21 protein-coding genes, 1 tRNA gene and 1 pseudogene are annotated in these 19489 nt (G+C 39.6%); 21 read left to right on the top strand and 2 right to left on the bottom strand.

Annotated elements, in window-relative coordinates:
- The first annotated feature begins 3 nt into the window (after window positions 1–3).
- The 17 genes from HFP47_RS05355 to HFP47_RS05275 all read left to right on the top strand — a co-directional run bounded on the left by HFP47_RS05355 (window position 4) and on the right by HFP47_RS05275 (window position 15253).
- Window positions 4–909, top strand: coding sequence for a manganese-dependent inorganic pyrophosphatase (locus tag HFP47_RS05355; protein ID WP_021210643.1), 906 nt, complete (start codon window positions 4–6; stop codon window positions 907–909).
- A 165-nt stretch (window positions 910–1074) separates the two neighbouring features.
- The gene (gene rpmG, locus HFP47_RS05350; RefSeq protein ID WP_002815032.1) at window positions 1075–1224 is read left to right on the top strand and encodes a 50S ribosomal protein L33; all 150 of its coding nucleotides are present in this window, start codon (window positions 1075–1077) and stop codon (window positions 1222–1224) included.
- On the top strand, window positions 1224–1493 hold the full coding sequence (rpsN, locus tag HFP47_RS05345) for a 30S ribosomal protein S14 (protein WP_002815025.1): 270 nt from the start codon (window positions 1224–1226) through the stop codon (window positions 1491–1493). Before rpmG ends, rpsN begins: the two co-directional genes overlap by 1 nt.
- A gap of 294 nt (window positions 1494–1787) precedes the next feature.
- On the top strand, window positions 1788–2264 hold the full coding sequence (gene rimP, locus HFP47_RS05340; protein ID WP_179876175.1) for a ribosome maturation factor RimP: 477 nt from the start codon (window positions 1788–1790) through the stop codon (window positions 2262–2264).
- A 24-nt stretch (window positions 2265–2288) separates the two neighbouring features.
- On the top strand, window positions 2289–3386 hold the full coding sequence (gene nusA / locus HFP47_RS05335) for a transcription termination factor NusA (RefSeq protein WP_011680057.1): 1098 nt from the start codon (window positions 2289–2291) through the stop codon (window positions 3384–3386).
- 53 nt (window positions 3387–3439) lie between these two features.
- Window positions 3440–3736, top strand: a complete 297-nt coding sequence (gene rnpM, locus HFP47_RS05330; RefSeq protein WP_025268221.1) for an RNase P modulator RnpM — start codon at window positions 3440–3442, stop codon at window positions 3734–3736.
- Window positions 3726–4046, top strand: coding sequence for a ribosomal L7Ae/L30e/S12e/Gadd45 family protein (locus HFP47_RS05325; RefSeq protein ID WP_011680055.1), 321 nt, complete (start codon window positions 3726–3728; stop codon window positions 4044–4046). The genes rnpM and HFP47_RS05325 overlap by 11 nt, the downstream gene beginning before the upstream one ends.
- Window positions 4047–6551: a translation initiation factor IF-2 gene (gene infB, locus HFP47_RS05320; protein ID WP_011680054.1), complete on the top strand. Its 2505-nt coding sequence runs from the start codon at window positions 4047–4049 to the stop codon at window positions 6549–6551.
- Window positions 6552–6623: 72 nt separating this feature from the next.
- Entirely contained in the window at window positions 6624–6977 is a 354-nt protein-coding gene (rbfA, locus tag HFP47_RS05315) for a 30S ribosome-binding factor RbfA (protein ID WP_002815019.1), read from the top strand.
- A gap of 95 nt (window positions 6978–7072) precedes the next feature.
- Window positions 7073–8248, top strand: a complete 1176-nt coding sequence (locus HFP47_RS05310; RefSeq protein WP_011680053.1) for an aminotransferase class I/II-fold pyridoxal phosphate-dependent enzyme — start codon at window positions 7073–7075, stop codon at window positions 8246–8248.
- Window positions 8249–8250: 2 nt separating this feature from the next.
- The gene (locus tag HFP47_RS05305) at window positions 8251–8790 is read left to right on the top strand and encodes a PTS sugar transporter subunit IIA (protein ID WP_014324888.1); all 540 of its coding nucleotides are present in this window, start codon (window positions 8251–8253) and stop codon (window positions 8788–8790) included.
- Complete coding sequence (gene truB, locus HFP47_RS05300; protein WP_141266768.1) at window positions 8768–9676, top strand: tRNA pseudouridine(55) synthase TruB; 909 nt, start codon at window positions 8768–8770, stop codon at window positions 9674–9676. The genes HFP47_RS05305 and truB overlap by 23 nt, the downstream gene beginning before the upstream one ends.
- Window positions 9677–9678: 2 nt before the next feature.
- Window positions 9679–10623, top strand: coding sequence for a riboflavin biosynthesis protein RibF (gene ribF, locus HFP47_RS05295; RefSeq protein ID WP_281446845.1), 945 nt, complete (start codon window positions 9679–9681; stop codon window positions 10621–10623).
- Window positions 10624–10744: 121 nt separating this feature from the next.
- Window positions 10745–11770: a heat-inducible transcriptional repressor HrcA gene (gene hrcA, locus HFP47_RS05290; protein WP_141266770.1), complete on the top strand. Its 1026-nt coding sequence runs from the start codon at window positions 10745–10747 to the stop codon at window positions 11768–11770.
- 16 nt (window positions 11771–11786) lie between these two features.
- On the top strand, window positions 11787–12356 hold the full coding sequence (gene grpE / locus HFP47_RS05285) for a nucleotide exchange factor GrpE (RefSeq protein ID WP_011680048.1): 570 nt from the start codon (window positions 11787–11789) through the stop codon (window positions 12354–12356).
- A gap of 86 nt (window positions 12357–12442) precedes the next feature.
- Window positions 12443–14290, top strand: a complete 1848-nt coding sequence (gene dnaK, locus HFP47_RS05280) for a molecular chaperone DnaK (RefSeq protein ID WP_179876174.1) — start codon at window positions 12443–12445, stop codon at window positions 14288–14290.
- Between the two features lie 63 nt (window positions 14291–14353).
- A complete protein-coding gene (locus tag HFP47_RS05275) occupies window positions 14354–15253 on the top strand; it encodes a DnaJ C-terminal domain-containing protein (RefSeq protein WP_115231214.1) in 900 nt (299 codons plus the stop codon).
- Window positions 15254–15302: 49 nt separating this feature from the next.
- Here the strand turns inward: HFP47_RS05275 and def are convergent, their stop codons facing one another.
- Window positions 15303–15881: a peptide deformylase gene (gene def, locus HFP47_RS05270; protein WP_002815006.1), complete on the bottom strand. Its 579-nt coding sequence runs from the start codon at window positions 15879–15881 to the stop codon at window positions 15303–15305.
- A gap of 55 nt (window positions 15882–15936) precedes the next feature.
- Between def and HFP47_RS05265 the strand changes: the two genes are divergently transcribed.
- The 4 genes and pseudogenes from HFP47_RS05265 (at window position 15937) to HFP47_RS05250 (ending at window position 19029) form a co-directional block, all read left to right on the top strand.
- Window positions 15937–16209, top strand: coding sequence for a UPF0223 family protein (locus HFP47_RS05265; RefSeq protein ID WP_002815004.1), 273 nt, complete (start codon window positions 15937–15939; stop codon window positions 16207–16209).
- The gene (locus HFP47_RS05260; protein ID WP_011680044.1) at window positions 16206–16994 is read left to right on the top strand and encodes an inositol monophosphatase family protein; all 789 of its coding nucleotides are present in this window, start codon (window positions 16206–16208) and stop codon (window positions 16992–16994) included. Before HFP47_RS05265 ends, HFP47_RS05260 begins: the two co-directional genes overlap by 4 nt.
- Window positions 16995–17055: 61 nt before the next feature.
- Window positions 17056–18896, top strand: a pseudogene (gene typA / locus HFP47_RS05255) (translational GTPase TypA).
- A gap of 44 nt (window positions 18897–18940) precedes the next feature.
- Window positions 18941–19029 (top strand) — tRNA-Ser (locus tag HFP47_RS05250).
- Between the two features lie 173 nt (window positions 19030–19202).
- On the opposite strand, the gene HFP47_RS05245 is transcribed toward HFP47_RS05250, so the two are convergent.
- Complete coding sequence (locus HFP47_RS05245; protein ID WP_010291057.1) at window positions 19203–19415, bottom strand: hypothetical protein; 213 nt, start codon at window positions 19413–19415, stop codon at window positions 19203–19205.
- Window positions 19416–19489: the final 74 nt, after the last annotated feature.

Below are 19489 nucleotides of genomic sequence, written 5' to 3'. Positions count from 1 at the left end.
CTAATGGCTAAGACTTTAGTTTTTGGGCACAAGAACCCAGATACAGATACAATCGCATCAGCAATCGCTGCAAGTTATTTATTGAACCAACAAGGGCAGGATACAGAAGCAGTCGCGCAAGGTGAGCCCAACGCTGAAACGCAATTCGCGTTAGATTATTTTAAAGTTAAGCCGCTTCGTGTAATTTCTGAGGCCGATACAGAAACAGTTGTTTTAGTTGACCATAATGAAGCTGCACAATCAGTTGATAATTTAGCTGACGTTACCGTGGAAAACATTTATGATCATCATAAGTTTGCGTTCACAAATTCTACACCCTTGTATATCACGGCTAAGCCATGGGGCTCTGTAGCAACTATTTTGTACTATGAATTCAAACAAGCAAACATTGTTATTCCTGCAGAAATTGCTGGTCTATTAGCTTCAGCAATTATATCTGACACATTATTGCTCAAGAGTCCAACGACGACATCATACGACCAACCCGCTTTGGAAGCCTTAGCTAAGATTGCAGGACTTGAAGATTATGCTGCCTATGGTTTGGATTTGTTGAAAGCTGGAACAGATTTGTCATCACGCACTGATAAAGAATTAATTGATGGTGATGCCAAATCATTTGAAATGGGCGGGCACCAATTCCGGATTGGTCAAGTCAACACTGTTGATATTGATGAAGTATTATCTCGTCAGGCAGGAATTGAAGCAGCAATTGCAGAGGAAGGTTATGAAGACTTTTTGTTTGTGATTACTGATATCTTGAATTCAAACTCTAAGGGCTTGTACATTGGAGATGCTGCTCAATCAATCGAAGCAGCATTTAATCAAAAACTTGACAATAATGTAATTGATCTACCTGGTGTTGTTTCTAGAAAGAAGCAAGTAGTTCCACCATTAGAAAACCAACTCTAAAAAAATTCATACCAAATTAATTTAATTCGAATTATGAATTTTTGTGGATAAAATGTTGATAAATTTATTCACAGACCTTTACACTGGTAATCGGTTCATGTATAATAGATATTTGTATTGACAAGCAAATAAAAATTTTAAGAAAAACACTAAGGAGCAAGGATTATGCGTATCCACGTCGTTCTAGGAAATGATGAAACTGGTGAGCGTATCTACTTGACGTCTAAAAACCGTCGTAATACGCCTGACCGCCTTGAGTTAAAGAAGTACTCACCAAAACTTCGCAAAGTAGTAACATTTAAGGAGATTAAGTAATGGCAAAGAAGTCAAAGATTGCTAAGGCACAAAAGCGTGAAGCTTTAGTTGCAAAGTACGCTGACAAGCGTGCAGCATTGAAGGCTGCGGGTGACTATATTGGATTGGCAGCTTTGCCAAAGGATTCATCTCCAGTACGCGTTCATAACCGCGATTGGATTGATGGCCGTCCACACGCTTACATGCGTGAATTTGGAATGTCACGTTTGAACTTCCGTCAATTAGCACACAAGGGTCAAATTCCTGGTGTTCGTAAGGCTTCTTGGTAAAAGAAACCAGCAACTTCTTCTAATTGTTTCATTCGAAGGATTAGTATAAAAAAGCCCCAGCTTGCGGGCTTTTTTATGTTGTTGACGTATGTGCACTGTAATTTGCACTATTTTAATAAATAGGGTACAATAAATATAGTTAATTTACATAGCAATTGTAAATGGGCGGGTCACTTGGAAAAGCGGCCGGCTCATTTTTTATGGGATTAGCACGCTTATTGTCAATATAAGATAGTGTTAACGCTATATTAGTAAACGTAATTGACAAAACTATTCATCGAAAGGGGAAAATAAATGGCAAACAGAACCGAACAGACAGTTATTGACTTGATTTCACCAATCATTGAAGCACATAATGATTTACTGTGGGATTTAACGTTTACCAAAGAAGGTGGACAAAAAGTTTTACGGATTTTGCTGGATAAACCTGATCATCAATTTATTACGATGAATGATTTGACACTATTCACGCAAGAAGTTAATGAATTGTTAGATACCGTGGATCCAGATCCAATTCCTGAAGCCTATGTTTTAGATATTTCATCACCAGGCGCTGATCGACCATTAAAGGAATTATGGCATTTTGAGTGGGCTAAAGAGGCCAATGAAAATATTTTAGTATCCTTGTTTGTTGCCAAAGAAGGCCAAAAAAAGTGGCAAGGAAAGATTGCTGATCTAAACAAAGATGGCTTGACGCTGACGACAACTAATGGACGTTTGCCATTAACCTTTGACGAAATAGCTAAAGCAATACTGGATGTCCAGTTTTAAATCGTTAAAAATGGAGAAAATCAAATGAGTAAAGAATTAGTGGAAGCACTTAATGCTCTTGAATCAGAACGAGGAATTGATCGTTTAGTTGTTGTCGAAGCGCTTGAAGACGCATTGAAAGCCGCCTACAAGAAGCAATACAATACCGCTGATAATGTCGAAGCAACATTCGACGATAAAAAGGGCAACATTAGTATTAAACAAGTAAAGCATGTTGTTTTAGATGATGATCTTGAAGATGAAGAAATAGAGATTTCTTTATCCGATGCATTGGCAATCAATCGAGCATATGAAGCAGGAGATGAGATTCGCTTTGATGTTACGCCAAAAGATTTTGGTCGTATGGCGGCACAAGCTGCAAAACAAGTGATTGTGCAAAAAATGCGTGAAGCTGGACGACAAGCTATTTATAACAAGTTTTCTGATTATGAAGATGAAATTATAACAGGTGAAGTTGACCGACAAGATGCACGATTCCTATATGTGAACTTACCTGGCAATCAAGAAGCTGTAATGGCCCCAAACGATCAAATGCCCAATGAGCGGTATCACATGGGAGATCGTATTAAGGTCTTGGTTAACAAAGTTGAAAACAATGCCAAGGGACCACAAGTCTTTGTATCACGAACAGCAGCTGATTTGGTTAAACGATTGTTTGAACAAGAGGTGCCAGAAGTTTATGATGGTACTGTTGAAATCATGTCTATTGCGCGTGAGGCTGGTGATCGCTCAAAAATTGCCGTTTATACGCATGATACTGACTTAGATCCAGTTGGGGCCATGGTTGGTCAACGTGGTGCACGTGTACAAAGCGTTGTTAACGAACTAGCTGGTGAAAATATGGATATTGTGGAGTGGGTTGAAGATGAAGCACAGTATATTGCGAATGCTTTAAACCCTTCAGAAGTAACTGATGTCATTTTTGATCCAGCCAACGACCGTGCGGTAACGGTTATTGTTCCAGATAATCAGTTATCTCTAGCAATCGGGAAAAAGGGTCAAAATGCTCGCTTAGCAGCACGTTTAACGGGATTCAAGATTGACATTAAATCTGAAAGTGAAGCAGCAGCTAGCTTAGACCCAACACCAGCTGCTACAGCTGCTGACGAAAACGAAGAATAATTTGAAAGGAAATATGATCATAAATCAAGTGATTTATAGTCATACTGGTACATATGAAACCTCGTAAAATACCAATGAGAAAAGACATTGTAACGGGTGAAATGTTTCCTAAAAAAGAACTCGTTCGAGTCGTGCGTAGTAAAGAAGGTGACGTGACTTTAGACCCAACAGGGAAAGCCAATGGTCGTGGTGCGTATGTTAGCCTAAATGTAAAAAATGCAGAAATGGCTAAAGAAAAGCGTATCTTTGATAAAGCATTTGGTGTGAAAGTAGCAGATGAATTCTATGATGAACTCATTGCTTACGTTGACCATCAACAAGCACGTCGGGAGTTGTTTGGTGATAAATAAGAATGACCAAATATTGAATTTAGTTGGTTTAGCAATGCGCGCTGGTAAACTAGTACTTGGAACAGAACCTACGTTATCAGCTATTCGCGGGCAAAAGGTTTTTCTAGTTTTCTTTCCCAGTGATGGTGGTAAAAGCCAAGCAAAAAAATTCGCCGATAAATCAAACTTCTATAATATCAAACTAGTACAAGACTATACTAAAAAGCAATTAACGGATGCCATTGGTGTTAACCGAGGTGTTTTCGCCATTGCTGATCAAGGTTTTAGTCGAAAAATTAAACAATTAATTTCAGAAAAGGAGCGGAACTAAATGACAGAAGAAAAGAAATTCTCAGGTTCAAACCGTCCTGCACGAAAACAGGCAGTCCCAGAACGTAAGGAATTGCCCGCATCACAACGCCGTCATGCGGCAAAGTTAGCAGATGGTACAACGCCAGCCCAAGGAGGCTCACGTCCAAGCCGTCCTGCACGTCCTAACAATAACAATCAAAATCGTCCAAATAATGGTGGCCAAAGCCAAAATCGCAATAATCAGAATCGCTCGAATACATCTACTGGTGGCCAAAACCGTTCAAATAACGGTGGAAACCGCAACAATCGTCCTGGATCACGCGTTGCACCTGCTGAAGGGCGTCCAATGATTCGAGAGAAGAAAAATTGGTCAACGAAGCCACGTGAAGGGCAAGTTGATTATTCTGCTAAACCGGATAATAGCTTGAAGCAGTACGTGAATGAAAATGAAAAGAAGCGCCAAGCTTCTGCAGCTGCTAAGCATCCAAAGAAGCCAGCTGCAGCAACTAAGCCAGCTGTAAAGAAAGAAACTAGTGCAACTAAACCAGCTACTGCATCAACAACCACTGGTGCAGGGAAGTTTGGTGGCGCTCTCGCTTCTGGTAATAATTCTGCGCGCAATAACTCACGTAAGCGTAATACTAATGGTACTGGCCAACAAACACCACGCCGTAATGATCGTCCACGCGGTTCTAAAAAGTCACGTCGTATTGCTGCTAAACACCAACCATCAACTCCAGCAACAGTACGTAAAGAACAACCATTACCAGCAGTTTTGGAATATCGTGTTGGTATGAACGTGCAAGATTTGTCAAAGTTGTTGCATCGTGATACAGCAGAAATTATTAAAAAGTTATTCTTACTGGGCATTGTTACAAATCAAAACCAAAGTTTGGATGAAGATACAATCGAAATTTTGGCAGCTGATTATGGTATCGAAGCACAAGCAAAAGAAGAAGAAGACGTTGCAGATATTGACAGATTCTTTGATGATGAAAATATTGATGAGAGCAAGTTAGTTTCTCGTCCACCAGTTGTGACGATCATGGGACACGTTGATCATGGTAAGACAACATTGTTGGATTATCTACGTAATTCTCATGTTACTGAAGGTGAAGCAGGCGGTATCACACAACATATCGGTGCATACCAAACACGTATTAATGATAAATTAATTACATTCTTGGATACGCCAGGACACGCCGCCTTCACAGAGATGCGTGCACGTGGTGCTAACGTAACTGATTTGACAATTCTTGTTGTTGCTGCTGATGACGGTGTTATGCCACAGACAATTGAAGCGATTAATCATGCTAAGGCAGCGGGAACGCCAATCATTGTTGCTGTTAACAAAATTGACAAGCCTGGAGCAAATCCTGACGATGTGATGAATCAGTTAATGGCTTATGACTTAGTTCCTGAAGAGTATGGTGGTGACACAATCTTCGTTAAAATCTCAGCTAAGTTTGGTCAAAATGTTGATGAACTACTGGAAATGATTTTGTTGCAAGCTGAAGTTTTGGAATTGAAAGCAAATCCTAATATGCCAGCACGTGGTTCAGTAATTGAAGCCCGCTTGGATAAGGGACGTGGACCAGTTTCTACTGTTCTTGTACAACAAGGAACAATGCATGTTGGTGATCCAATTGTTGTTGGTAATACCTATGGCCGTGTACGTACAATGACAAACGAACGTGGCGTTGAGCTATCAGAAGCTTTGCCTGCGACACCTATCCAAATTACTGGTTTGAATGGGGTGCCACAAGCTGGTGATCGTTTCATTGTTATGGCTGATGAAAAGACAGCTCGCGCAGCCGGTGAAGAACGTGCAAAGCGAGCACAAGAAGCAGTTCGTAATTCAGGATCAGTTGTTACTTTGGATACATTGTTCAATACAATGGCTGAAAAAGCGATGAAGACGGTGCCAGTTATTGTCAAGGCTGATGTTCAAGGATCTGTCGAAGCACTTTCTGGATCACTGAAAAAGATTGAGGTTGACGGTGTTCGTGTGGATATTATCCATACTGCTGTTGGTGCGATTAACGAATCGGATGTTACTTTGGCTGAAGCATCTGGTGCAATTATTATCGGATTCAACGTTCGTCCTACACCTTTGGCAAAATCACAATCTGATTCTGAAAAGGTTGATATTCGTTTCTATAATGTCATTTATAATGCGATCGACGATGTTGAAGCAGCTATGAAGGGCCAACTTGAACCTGTATACGAAGAAAAGGTTATTGGAAAAGTCGAAGTTAAAGAATTATTCAAATTCTCTAAGGTCGGAACTATTGCCGGTGCCATGGTTGAAGAAGGTAAAATTACTAAGGATTCTAAGGTTCGCGTCATACGTGATAATGTGGTAGTGTTTGACGGTGAAGTTGGCTCATTGCAGCGCGGTAAAGATGCAGTTAACGAAGTGAAGATGGGATTTGAATTCGGATTTACAGTGGCCAAATTTAATGATGTTCACGCTGGGGACGTTGTTGAAGCCTATGTAATGGAAGAAGTTAAACCTAAGTAAGAGACCGATTACGCTGAATGCTTTTTGGTAGGTTGTGTCTTTTAATAGAAAGAAAGAGAAGGCGAAATAGTTATGGCAAATCCACAACGTGCAGGTCGTCTCGCTCAAGAAGTACAACGTGATGTTACTGATTTATTACTTAAGCGTATTAATGATCCGCGAGTAAAAGAGGTTACAGTAACAAGTGTTGAATTGTCTGGTGACTTGCAGATAGCAACAATTTATTATTCCATTTTATCTGATTTGGCCAGTGATGCTAAGAAAACTCAAGCCGGCTTGGAAGCTGCTAGTGGATTGATTCGTAAAGAATTAGGTTCACGATTGACGGTTTACAAAACGCCAGAATTGAAGTTTGTGCGTGATACATCTGTTCAATACGGAAATCATATTGAGGACTTGATTCGCAAGCTGCACACTGAAAATTAATAAATTATCAAATATTGGGCGCTCTCCATTAGGATGAGCGCTTTTTGTGTTAAAATAGTTCTATACAATTAATTTTTAAGAAAATGAGATTTAATATGACTAATCCAACTCAACCCTTCAATTCTATAGTATTGGATATGGCGCCTGACAAACTATTGGATTTTCAATTAAAAGTTCGTGATATTCCAGATATTTTACGATTAACATTTGGTGAACCTGGTTTTGCTGTTGATGAACGTATTAAGCAAGCGACTATTGATGCAATTACAAATGATCGTTCTCACTACGCTGAAAGTCAAGGTGAAACAGATTTGAGAATAGCTGCTGTTGCGTATTTTAATCGTGAGTATCATTTAAATTATAATGGTCCAGAAAATATTATCATCACACAGGGTGTGAGTGAAGCCATAAATGTTATATTTCAAACCCTCCTGAATGATAATGATGGCTTGTTGGTACCAGAACCAGCCTATGGACCTTATTTTTCTTCTCTTGATTTAGCACATGGTGTGCGTTTGTCCATTGATACAACGGCAAACGATTTTAAATTAACACCTGATATGGTCGAAGAAACCATCAAAAATGCGACGGTACCCGTTAAAGCTATTTTGATGAATTACCCAACTAATCCCACGGGAGTAACATACTCACGTGATGAGATCATTGCATTAGCTGAAACATTTACGAAGCATAATTTATGGGTCATTTCTGACGAAATTTATTCCGTCCTAACTTATGATCAAGAACATGTATCATTTGCTGAGTATATACCTGAACGCACAATTTACATTAATGGTTTATCCAAATCTCATGCCATGACAGGCTATCGTGTGGGATTTATTTTAGGCCAAGCTGAGACAATTGCGCAATTGCAAAAAACACATGGAACGCTGGTTTTCGCTGTACCTACATTTGTTCAAGATGCGGCTTTGGTTGCTTTACGTGATGTAACCGACACACCAGTAAAGATGCGTGATATTTATCGTCAACGTCGAGACAAAGTGTTATCACAGTTGCAGGCGTTAGGGTTTGATGTGGTTGAGCCAGAAGGGGCATTTTATTTATTTGCTAAATTGCCTGCTGATTTAGGTACTGATGGCGATGTGTTTGCTTTACAGTTAGCAAAAGAAGGTAAAGTGGCGGTTATTCCTGGTTCGGCCTTCAGCGATGCAGCGCAAGCTTACATTCGTATTTCATACGCTGCGTCCGATGAAGACTTGGCAGAAGGAATGAAGCGAATGACAAAATATATTGAAAAGGTACGCGGCTAAAGATGAACTTCTGGAAACGACTTTTTGGTTCAGAAAAAAAATTATCACAATTGAAGAGTACGGGTCAAATCAATGCGACTAGATTAGCGCGTAATAATGATACGCCTGTTTTAGTAGCGCCAGTGACTGGCGATTTACAAAAAATTACCGACAGCCGCGATGAACCCTTTAAAACTAAAAACGGGGTTATGCTAGTGCCGCATGGTGGTAATTTAATGGCACCGGTTTCGGGTATTGTTACTGAGTCCACTAATGATTATTTGACGCTAACAGATATTTTAGAACAGACTGTAACTGTAACTGTCGTGGGCACATCAAATGTCGTTCGGTTGGCTCAATACGGTGTAGGACAACAATTACATGCAGGTGATGTTATTGGAACGACAAATCAGAAGGTGCTATCTGCTGATCATGAAGCATTACGCATTTATGTTGTTTGGGCAAACCAAGACCTACCAAATATTCGGTATGGTTCTGTTTATGCAGGACAAAACGTCTGGCAAGTAGGGGAATTGCAAAATGACAAAGAATCAGATAGTTGATGGTTTGTTAGTTATCAATAAGCCTCGTGGCATGACATCTTTTGATGTTGTTAGTAGAGTACGCCGTATTATTGGTCAAAAAAAAGTTGGCCATGCTGGCACTTTAGATCCGAATGTTGATGGTGTCCTAGTAGTTGCTTTAGGTAAAGCGACAAAGTTGATTGATGAATTGCAAACACGGCCAAAAAGTTATATTGGTGAAATTACATTAGGGTTTTCAACAGAAACAGAGGACCTTGATGGTGAAATCGTTGATCAGCTGGATATCGTAACGCCTTTTTCTGAACAGAAAATTGATCAAGCGATACAGCAATTAAATGGCGAAATCACACAAAGGCCACCTATGTACTCTGCTGTAAAAGTTAATGGTAAGCGGCTCTATGAGTATGCTCGAAATGGTGAGACTGTTGAACGTCCAGTTCGTAAAGCGGTAATTCATGACTTTAAACGTACATCCGGTATTAAATTTATAGATGGTAAGCAGGTATTCAAGTTTGAAGCCACAGTTTCCAAGGGCACGTATATTCGCACTTTAGCCGTAGATGCAGGCAAAATAATTGGGATCCCGGCAACAATGACACAATTAACTCGAACGATGGGGAGCGGCTTCAAAATTTCTGAAGCACGTGACCTGGATTTTTTATCCACACTATCGTATGAAGAAGTATTAAAACAAGTAATACCTATTAGAGAAGTATTGAAGTGGCCAACTAAAAATTTGAGTGAAAATGAATGGTTTGCTGTAAAAAATGGTCAGAAAATTTCTAGTTGGCCTGCAAATGACAGCTATTTGCAACTATATTATCAAAACAAACTGAAAGCAGTATATCAATATGACGAGATTGAGCAATTATGGCGCTCTCGTTATGTATTTGATAACCAATGACTATGACAGAATTAATTCGTTTACATTATCCGATATTAGATTTTAAAAAGCCGGTTCAACAGGTCGTTGCAATGGGCTTTTTTGACGGTGTTCATCGCGGGCATCAGGCTGTTTTAGCTCGTGCGAAAGCAGAAGCTGAAAAACAAGGGGTGCCCTTGGCTGTGTTGACCTATGATCCACATCCAATTGTAGCTTTTCAGACGTTGAAAAAACCACTGCGTTATTTAACACCATTAGCCAAAAAGAAGTCCATCATGAGACAGCTAGGTGTTGATCGGGTTTATGTTATGCAATTTACTTCTAAACTTGCTAAATTAGGTGGTCAACAGTTTGTAGATGAGGTGGTCATGCAATTAAACCCTGTTACGGTGGTAGCAGGATTCGACCATTTGTATGGTGCAGCGGGAACGGATAGTGATATGCTACATTTAGCAACATATGCAACTAATCGCTTTGATGTTATTACTGTGTCTGAATTTGATGATTATAATCAGAAAGTTTCTTCTTCAACAATTCGATCTATGTTAGATCAAGGGAACGTAGATGGCGCCGCACAGCAGCTCGGTCGTGTCCATTCGACATCAGGTATAGTCGTCCATGGCGAAGCTAGAGGCCGTGAATTAGGCTTCCCAACTGCCAATATACAAACACCTGAAGAGGAATGGCTGCCTGGTATTGGTATCTATGCTGTAAAAATAAAAGTATATGATACTTGGTATCTAGGAATGGCTAGCATCGGACGCAATGTGACGTTTGGTGATGCTCGTCCAATCACAGTTGAAATTAACATTTTAGATTATCAAGAAGAAATATATGGTGAGTTTGTTCAGATACAATGGTGTCATTATCTGCGTGGTGAAGTGAAATTTGAAAACGTTCAAGCACTGATAGATCAACTTAATGAAGATGCAAGACAAACAAGGCATTATTTTAATACAAAATTATAAAATACAGTTTGTTGGCACTCTTATAAAAAGAGTGCTAAAAAGACTTGCATTATTTCTCAAATAGTGTATTATAATAAGTGTTAGCAGTTAGATATAGTGAGTGCTAAAAGGAGTCGATAATATGGCGCTAACAGAACGACAAAAGTTAATCTTAACCGCCATTATTTATGAGTATACACAGCGTGAGCATGCGGTTGGTTCAAAAAGTCTACAAGAACATCTAGATATTAAAATTAGCTCTGCGACGATTCGTAACGAAATGGCAGCGCTAGAATCCGATGATCTTATAAAAAAATTGCATACTTCTGCTGGTCGAGTACCATCATACGAAGGGTATCGTTATTATTTAGATCACCTGATGATGACACGCAGAGCGACTGATCGCGATGTACAAGCGGTCATTCAATCATTCCGTGGAAACTTCCATGAGATAGATGATTTGCTAGACGAAACAGCTAGGACTTTATCAAATTTAACTGGTTATACTGCGTTAATTTTGAAGCCAAGGCGAATTGATATTAAAGTTTCGGGATTTCGATTGGTTCCATTGGAGGGCCATCAGCTGATTGCAGTATTGGTTACTAATGATGGTAAAGTGACTAGCCAGACGTTTAAATTACCAAATGAAATGGCGATTGAATCGTTAGAAAGTATGGTTACATACATCAATGATCAGATGGTTGGTCGACCGGTTAATGATGTGTTGCGTATGATGCAGTCTGATGAGTTGCCTACGCAAATGAGTCGCATGATTAAAACGCCGGCAGCTTTTTTGCAACTATTTGGCGACGTGTTAGCACGATCGAACGGAGATAACGTCCATATTGGCGGCCGATTGAATGTTCTAGACTTTAGTAAAGAAACAGATATCGCTGATGTGAAGCCTCTGTTGGAATTTTTGAACAATGCTGAGGATGTTAGACAAATTGCTTCGCCAACACGAGATGTTCAAGTTAAAATTGGACGTGAGATTGGCGAGCCATTACTTTCAGAGTTCAGCTTGATTACGCGTGGATTTTTGGTACCAAATCAAGGAAGTGGTATTATTGCTTTACTTGGTCCAATTCCTATGTCATATAGTACCAATACGTTGCTTACAGACGCGTTTGGTGAAGCGTTAAGTCGCAAAATGATTGAATATACATAGCTAGGAGGTCACACTTGTGACAGAAAAAAACGAAGAAGTTGTAGAAGATAAGAACATTTCTGATCAAACTGATGAAAATTTGACCGAAGAAATTGAATCTGAAGCTGATGATTTACAGGTGGAGCCTGATCCGAAACAAGCGGAAATTGATAAGCTAACAGAGCAAGTTAACAACCTCGAAGAAAAATTATTACGTTCACAAGCAGAAATTCAAAATATACAACAGCGCAATGCGCGTGAACTACAAAATGTACGCAAGTATGATGGACAAAAATTAGCCAGTGCAGTATTGCCAGCCGTTGATAATTTGGAAAGAGCCCTTCAAGTTGAAGCTAACGATGAAGTGTCAAAGCAAATTAAAACAGGTGTGGAGATGACGCTTAAGACGTTAAATCAAGCTTTAACAGACAATGGTATTACGTCAACGGGTGAAATTGGTGAATCTTTTGATCCAACTAAGCACCAAGCAATTCAAAGTGTTGAGTCAGATGAAGTTGAATCTGACCAGATTGCACAAGTTTTGCAAAAGGGTTACATATTACAAGACCGCGTAATTCGACCAGCAATGGTTGCAGTGGCGAAATAAGAACGATTTTGCATGGTGATTCAATCGATGAGATACCACACCTTAAAAAGATGAAAATGATTTTAAAGTAAAGGAAGAAAATATTTATGTCAAAAATTATTGGTATTGATTTAGGAACGACAAACTCAGCTGTTGCTGTCCTTGAAGGTGGCGAACCAAAGATCATCACAAATCCAGATGGTGGTCGTACAACACCTTCAGTTGTCTCATTTAAAAATGGCGAAAGTCAAGTGGGTGATGTTGCAAAGCGTCAAGCAATTACAAACCCAGACACGATTATTTCAATCAAGTCTCACATGGGTGAAGCTGGTTATAAAGTTAATGCCAATGGTAAAGACTACACACCACAAGAAATTTCAGCAATGATTTTGCAATATATTAAGGGCTATGCTGAAGATTACTTAGGTGAAAAGGTTGAAAAAGCTGTTATCACAGTTCCTGCCTACTTTAACGACGCACAACGTCAAGCTACTAAGGATGCCGGTAAGATTGCTGGTCTGGAAGTAGAACGTATCATTAACGAACCAACAGCTGCCGCATTGGCTTATGGTTTGGACAAGCTAGATAAGGATGAAAAAATTCTTGTCTATGACTTAGGTGGTGGAACATTCGATGTGTCAATCCTTGAATTAGGAGATGGCGTGTTTGAAGTTTTGTCAACAAACGGTGATACTCATCTTGGTGGTGATGACTTTGATAACAAAGTTATTGACTATTTGGCAGAACAATTTAAGTCAGAAAATGGTGTTGATTTAAAGGATGACAAATTAGCTTTGCAACGTTTGAAGGATGCCGCAGAATCAGCTAAGAAGACTTTGTCATCTGCAAACGAAGCTCAAATTGATTTGCCATTTATTGCTTCAGGTGATAACGGACCATTGCACTTGCAGACATCATTGACACGTGCAAAGTTTAACGAATTAACAGCTGATTTGATTAAGAAAGCAGAGCAACCTGTTTTGAGTGCTTTGAAGGATGCCGGATTGTCATTCTCTGACATCGACGAGGTTATCTTGAACGGTGGTTCAACTCGTATTCCAGCCGTACAAGAATCTGTTAAGAAGATGACAGGTAAGGAACCTAACCACTCAATTAACCCTGATGAAGCTGTTGCTTTGGGCGCTGCCGTTCAAGGTGGTGTCATTACTGGTGATGTTAAGGATGTTGTTTTGCTTGATGTTACACCATTGTCATTGGGTATTGAGACAATGGGTGGTGTGTTCACTAAGTTGATTGAACGCAACACAACGATTCCAACTTCAAAGTCACAAGTATTCTCAACTGCAGCTGACAATCAACCAGCTGTTGACATTCATGTTTTGCAAGGTGAACGTTCAATGGCTGCCGACAACAAGACATTGGGTCGATTCCAATTAGCAGATATTCCGGCCGCACCACGTGGTGTACCTCAAATTGAAGTGACATTTGACATTGATCGTAATGGTATTGTTAATGTTTCTGCTAAGGACCTAGGAACACAGAAGGAACAAAAGATTACAATCCAAGCTGCTGGTGGTTTGTCAGACGAAGAAATTGAAAAGATGATGAACGATGCCAAGGCAAACGAAGAGGCTGATGCTAAGAAGAAAGAAGCTGTCGATACACGCAACGAAGCTGATCAATTGATTTTCCAAACTGAAAAGACTTTGGAAGAAGTTGGTGACAAGTTGGGTGACGATGAAAAGAAGCCAACACAAGACGCTTTGGAAGCTTTGAAAAAAGCTAAGGAAGATGCCGCAGCTGATAATGCTGATTTGACAGATTTGAAGGCTAAGTCAGAAGAATTAACTAAGGTAGCTGGTGAATTAGCAATGAAGTTGTATCAACAAGCAGCGCCAAAGGACGGAGCTGAAGGAGACGCAAAGTCTGCTGATGACAACACAGTTGATGGTGATTTTGAAGAAGTTGATCCAAATAAAGACGACAAGAAGTAATTATTAAAACAAACCGCATTCATTGAGTGCGGTTTGTGTACATAAATTAGAAGGAGCGGGCGCGTGAATAACACTGAATATTATGACCGTCTCGGCGTTAGTAAAGACGCCAGTCAAGATGAAATTAAAAAGGCTTATCGTAAGCTATCAAAAAAATACCATCCAGATTTGAATCATGAACCTGGTGCTGAAGAAAAATATAAAGAAGTTCAAGAAGCTTTTGAGACGCTAGGTGATGAACAAAAGCGTGCGCAATATGATCAATTTGGACCTAACGGCGCACAAGGTGGTTTTGGTGGCCAAGGCGGTTTTGGCGGTCAAGGTGGCTTTAGCGACTTCTCCGATTTGGGTGATATATTTAGTCAAATGTTTGGTGGCGGATTTGATCCAAATCGTCCGCGCAAAGGACAAGATTTACAGTACCGCATGAACTTGACTTTTGAAGAGGCCATTTTTGGTAAGGAAACTACGATTAAGTTTAACCGTGGTGATGGTAAGCAACACGAGATTAAGGTTACTGTACCTGCTGGTGTTGAAACTGGGCAGCAAATGCGTTTGAGTGGACAAGGTGAAAGTGGTGTTAATGGTGGACCACAAGGAGACTTGTTCGTTGTCTTCCAAGTATCACCATCAAGAGATGGATTTGAACGTGATGGTGCAGATGTCTACTTAGAACAAAAGATAAGCTTTGTGACAGCTGCGTTGGGTGACGAAATTCAAGTCAAGACGGTTCACGGTGAAGTGAAGTTAAGAATCCCAGCTGGTACTCAAACTGGTAAGCGTTTCCGCTTGAGTGGTAAGGGTGCTCCGCGTTTGCGTGGCAATGGACACGGAGATCAATTTGTTATTGTGACTGTCGAAGTACCGACACGACTTAATAAAGATCAGAAAAAGGCGTTGGAAGCTTTCAAGGAAGCTACCAACGGTACAACTAAGAAAAAGAGTTTCTTCGATAAATTGTAATCAAAAAGCTCCGCAGTGATTATCTGCAGAGCTTTTTAGATTGACCAAATTAATCAATATATTTTGTATCTTCATCAACTTCCCAAGGCGATTGCATATTAATGTGATCATAATATAAGTGCCCATGTAAGTGATCAATTTCATGCTGGAAAACAATGGCAGGATAGTCGCGCAATTTAATTGTTTGCTTATTACCATCTTCATCCTGGTAGCGTACTGTTATTCGATAAGCACGAGGTACAAATCCAGGCACATCTTCATCAACTGATAGACAACCTTCACCAACGTTTAAGGCACCTCGCTTGACGGACTCTGAAATAATTACAGGGTTGAAAATTGTGCCCTTAAAATAAGGTTCGTCAGTTGTGTCTTCTGGGTCAAGTGCAGGTATTAAAATTGATGACATACGCAAAGAGTAGCCTACTTGTGGAGCAGCTAATCCAACACCTGGACGTAGACCGTACTTCTCATTTTGTTTTTCATCTTGAGATACAACTAAATATTCCATCATATCTTTAGCAAGTTGTGCGTGTTCTTCACTCAAAGGGAAAGGAACGGACGCAGCCGTTTTACGTAGTACGGGATCTCCGTCCCGTGTGATTTTATCCATAGTAAATCTGATTGTCATTTTTTTTACCTCACAATCTAGTATATCAAACGTTATAACATGTTAAAATAAAATTATGAATGAAAATTATGTATTACCAATCGATGGTGATTGGACGACCCAAGATATTATTATTGTGACAAATTTTATAAACAGTGTGTTAGGTGTTTATGAAAAAGGATCTTCTCGTGAAGAGGTATTAAAAAACTACGATGCATACAGAAAAATAATGCCTGCCAAAAGCGAGCAGAAAAAATTTGATAAGGATTTTGAACGCCAAACGGGATACAGCATATATAAAACCATAAAATTTGTCCAAAATTCGACGAAAGACAGAGTACGCTTATGAGCACATTAAGCCCATTTGAAATTCAAGAAATTGACCAAACTGTATTAGTGTGGCTTGATGAATTGCAAAAATCTACAATAGCGGCAATGAATCAGCATTTAGATGTAGCTACTAAACACGATGCACGTGATTTAGTTACAAATGTTGATAAAAGCAATGAGCAAATAATCAACAAGTACATTCGAAAATTTGATCCAGATGCACAAATTGTGAGTGAAGAGGGATTTGGTGATAAACCAATTAGTATGGCTGGACATGTGTGGTTTGTCGATCCAATTGATGGTACCATGAATTTCTATAAACAGCACGATGACTTTGCTATTATGATAGCACTTTACATTGATAACCAACCTATTTTGGGATGGATTATGGATGTGGTAAATAATATTGTTTATCATGGTGGTCCTCAAATGGGTGTTTTTGCCAATCAATTGCGGTTAGATCCACCAGAAAATGATGCGCTTAATCAAGGAATTGTTTTATTGAGTGGTGCGCGCTTGCTCTATGGGATGTTTGGATATGACGAAATTGCTAAAAGTGCCTTGGGATACCGAGTTATTGGCGCTGCTGGTCCGTCTTTTATCCGTGTCTTACGTGGTCAGGCCGTTGGATATTCTTCAAAAATGATGTCATGGGATTTTGCTGCTGGTCAAGTTTTAGCAAAAACATTAGGATTAATTGTTTCAGATATTGACGGAAAGCAGTTAGATATGTTATCATCTAACATAGTATTAGTTGCTACGAATCGAGCGCATCGCGATATTTTGGCGTTGCATAGAAGCTAGGGAACGAAGTGTCCCTAGCTTTTGTATGTGGCAGCATTTAAATTAAAGGAGTACTAGAAAATTGGCAAATCGCGAAGACATTCGTAACATCGCTATCATTGCCCACGTCGATCACGGGAAGACGACGCTGGTTAACGAACTTTTGAAGCAATCAGACACATTGGATTCACGCAAGGAATTGGGTGATCGTGCAATGGATACTAACGATATTGAAAAAGAACGTGGTATCACTATCTTGTCAAAAACACAGCCGTTAAGGTTGGGGACAAGCAAATTAACATTTTGGATACACCTGGACACGCGGACTTCGGTGGTGAAGTTGAACGTATCATGGGTATGGTTGATGGCGTTTTGTTGGTCGTTGATGCTTTTGAAGGTACAATGCCACAAACTCGTTTTGTGTTGAAAAAAGCTTTCGAACAACATTTGACACCAATCGTTATCGTTAACAAAGTGGACCGTCCTGGTGCACGTCCTGAAGAAGTTGTTGACGAAGTATTGGATTTGTTTATTGAATTAGGTGCCGATGAAGAAGATTTGGACTTCCCAGTTATCTTTGCTTCAGCGATGAACGGTACATCTTCTTTGTCACCAAATGTTGATGATCAAGAACATACGATGAAGCCAATTTTTGATGCTGTCTTTAATACAATTCCTTCACCAGTTGACAACTCAGATGAACCATTACAATTCCAAGTGGCAATGTTGGACTATAATGATTTCGTTGGTCGTATCGGTATTGGCCGTGTTAAGCGCGGAACAATTAAAATTGGTGACAACGTTGAAGTTTTGAAGTTGGATGGTTCAACACAAAGTTTCCGTGTAACTAAGCTTGCTGGTTTCATCGGGTTAGACCAAGTAGATATCCAAGAAGCTAAAGCTGGTGATTTGATTGCTGTCTCTGGTATGGAAGATATCTCTGTTGGTGAAACAGTTGCAGATCCTGCTCATCCAGATGCATTACCAATTTTACGTATCGACGAACCTACTTTGCAAATGACATTCCGTCAAAATGACAGTCCGTTTGCAGGTAAAGAAGGTAAGTTTGTTACTGCACGTCAAATTGAAGATCGTTTGCGTCGTGAATTGCATACTGATGTGTCATTGCGCGTTGAAGATATTGGACAAGCAGGTGCTTGGTCAGTGTCTGGTCGTGGTGAATTACACTTGTCAATTTTGATTGAAACGATGCGTCGTGAAGGCTTTGAGTTACAAGCTTCTCGTCCACAGGTTATTTACCGTGAAATTGATGGTGTTCAATCAGAACCATATGAATCAGTTCAAATCGATACACCTGATGAATATTCATCAACAGTTATTGATTCATTGAACCAACGTAAGGGTGAGATGGTCAACATGGAGTCTGTTGGTAACGGACAAACACGTTTGACTTATATGGCACCTTCACGTGGCTTAATTGGTTATTCAACTGAATTTATGTCAGCTACACGTGGATATGGTATTTTTAACCATACGTATGCTGAATATCGTCCAGTTGTTCGTAACTGGGAACCAGGACGTCGTAATGGTGCTTTGGTTTCTATTAACCAAGGAACAACTACAAACTATGCGATTATGGGTGTTGAAGATCGTGGACAAATGTTTGTTGGCGCTGGTATTGAAGTTTATGAAGGAATGATTGTTGGAATGAATGCGCGTGACAATGACATCTCAGTCAACGTTACAAAATTGAAGCCACAATCAAACGTTCGTTCATCAAACAAAGACCAAACATCTTCAATTAAGACACCACGCATCATGAATTTGGAAGCTTCTTTGGAATTCTTGAATGATGATGAATATGTTGAAGTAACTCCTGAAAACGTACGTATCCGTAAAGCTATCTTGAACACAGCTGAGCGTGAAAAGTCTGCTAAGCGTCGTAAGGCATCAACAAACTAACATTTATTTTAAATAATCAGGAACCTGCTTGGGTTCTTCGTTATGGAGCTATGGCACAATCCGGTACTGCAACGGACTCGAAATCCGTCGAGCCGCATTTCGCGGTGTGCGGGTTCAAATCCCGCTAGCTCCTTTATTATATGTTATCTCATGTTCTTATATGTACAAAAACGTTGTTATATCAACGTTTTTTTATTTTGCATAACTTAATACAACGTTAGAAAACAGCACAGTACACAGTAGGAGCCATTTACTGTTTTCGTAACTCAAACTGCAAAAAAATTTATGTAGGGTTTATTCTTAAAATCATTCAATCCGAATAATTTCATCAAAATTTGAAAAAAATACTTGTTTGTGTAAATGATTACGACTCCAATTTTCGAGGACATATCTTTTGTGTTGATAATTTTCAAAAAAATCTGATAACTCGAATTTTTTACTTTTTGATCGTCTTAACATTTCATCCAAAAATGCCCAGTCGGCATTTTGAGTTTGCAAAGAATAATTTTTCCAATCCATGAAATTCTGTCCTTTTTTAAATCAGTATCATTTTGACGCTAATAATTAAAGGATATCACAAATATGGTATATGG

Source organism: Leuconostoc sp. DB-1 (assembly GCF_013414845.1).
Taxonomy (GTDB): domain Bacteria; phylum Bacillota; class Bacilli; order Lactobacillales; family Lactobacillaceae; genus Leuconostoc; species Leuconostoc mesenteroides.
This window is presented reverse-complemented; position numbering and strand designations above follow the sequence as displayed.

Bases quoted from the DNA above. Each gene is read 5' to 3' on its own strand.
- HFP47_RS05310 (WP_011680053.1), top strand. From the start codon at position 7,073: ATGACTAATCCAACTCAACCCTTCAATTCTATAGTATTGGATATGGCG.
- HFP47_RS05355 (WP_021210643.1), top strand. From the start codon at position 4: ATGGCTAAGACTTTAGTTTTTGGGCACAAGAACCCAGATACAGATACA.
- rnpM (WP_025268221.1), top strand. From the start codon at position 3,440: ATGAAACCTCGTAAAATACCAATGAGAAAAGACATTGTAACGGGTGAA.
- HFP47_RS05305 (WP_014324888.1), top strand. From the start codon at position 8,251: ATGAACTTCTGGAAACGACTTTTTGGTTCAGAAAAAAAATTATCACAA.
- rbfA (WP_002815019.1), top strand. From the start codon at position 6,624: ATGGCAAATCCACAACGTGCAGGTCGTCTCGCTCAAGAAGTACAACGT.
- infB (WP_011680054.1), top strand. From the start codon at position 4,047: ATGACAGAAGAAAAGAAATTCTCAGGTTCAAACCGTCCTGCACGAAAA.
- dnaK (WP_179876174.1), top strand. From the start codon at position 12,443: ATGTCAAAAATTATTGGTATTGATTTAGGAACGACAAACTCAGCTGTT.
- hrcA (WP_141266770.1), top strand. From the start codon at position 10,745: ATGGCGCTAACAGAACGACAAAAGTTAATCTTAACCGCCATTATTTAT.
- HFP47_RS05245 (WP_010291057.1), bottom strand. From the start codon at position 19,415: ATGGATTGGAAAAATTATTCTTTGCAAACTCAAAATGCCGACTGGGCA.
- HFP47_RS05265 (WP_002815004.1), top strand. From the start codon at position 15,937: ATGAATGAAAATTATGTATTACCAATCGATGGTGATTGGACGACCCAA.
- rimP (WP_179876175.1), top strand. From the start codon at position 1,788: ATGGCAAACAGAACCGAACAGACAGTTATTGACTTGATTTCACCAATC.
- ribF (WP_281446845.1), top strand. From the start codon at position 9,679: ATGACAGAATTAATTCGTTTACATTATCCGATATTAGATTTTAAAAAG.
- rpmG (WP_002815032.1), top strand. From the start codon at position 1,075: ATGCGTATCCACGTCGTTCTAGGAAATGATGAAACTGGTGAGCGTATC.
- nusA (WP_011680057.1), top strand. From the start codon at position 2,289: ATGAGTAAAGAATTAGTGGAAGCACTTAATGCTCTTGAATCAGAACGA.
- truB (WP_141266768.1), top strand. From the start codon at position 8,768: ATGACAAAGAATCAGATAGTTGATGGTTTGTTAGTTATCAATAAGCCT.
- HFP47_RS05260 (WP_011680044.1), top strand. From the start codon at position 16,206: ATGAGCACATTAAGCCCATTTGAAATTCAAGAAATTGACCAAACTGTA.
- rpsN (WP_002815025.1), top strand. From the start codon at position 1,224: ATGGCAAAGAAGTCAAAGATTGCTAAGGCACAAAAGCGTGAAGCTTTA.
- def (WP_002815006.1), bottom strand. From the start codon at position 15,881: ATGACAATCAGATTTACTATGGATAAAATCACACGGGACGGAGATCCC.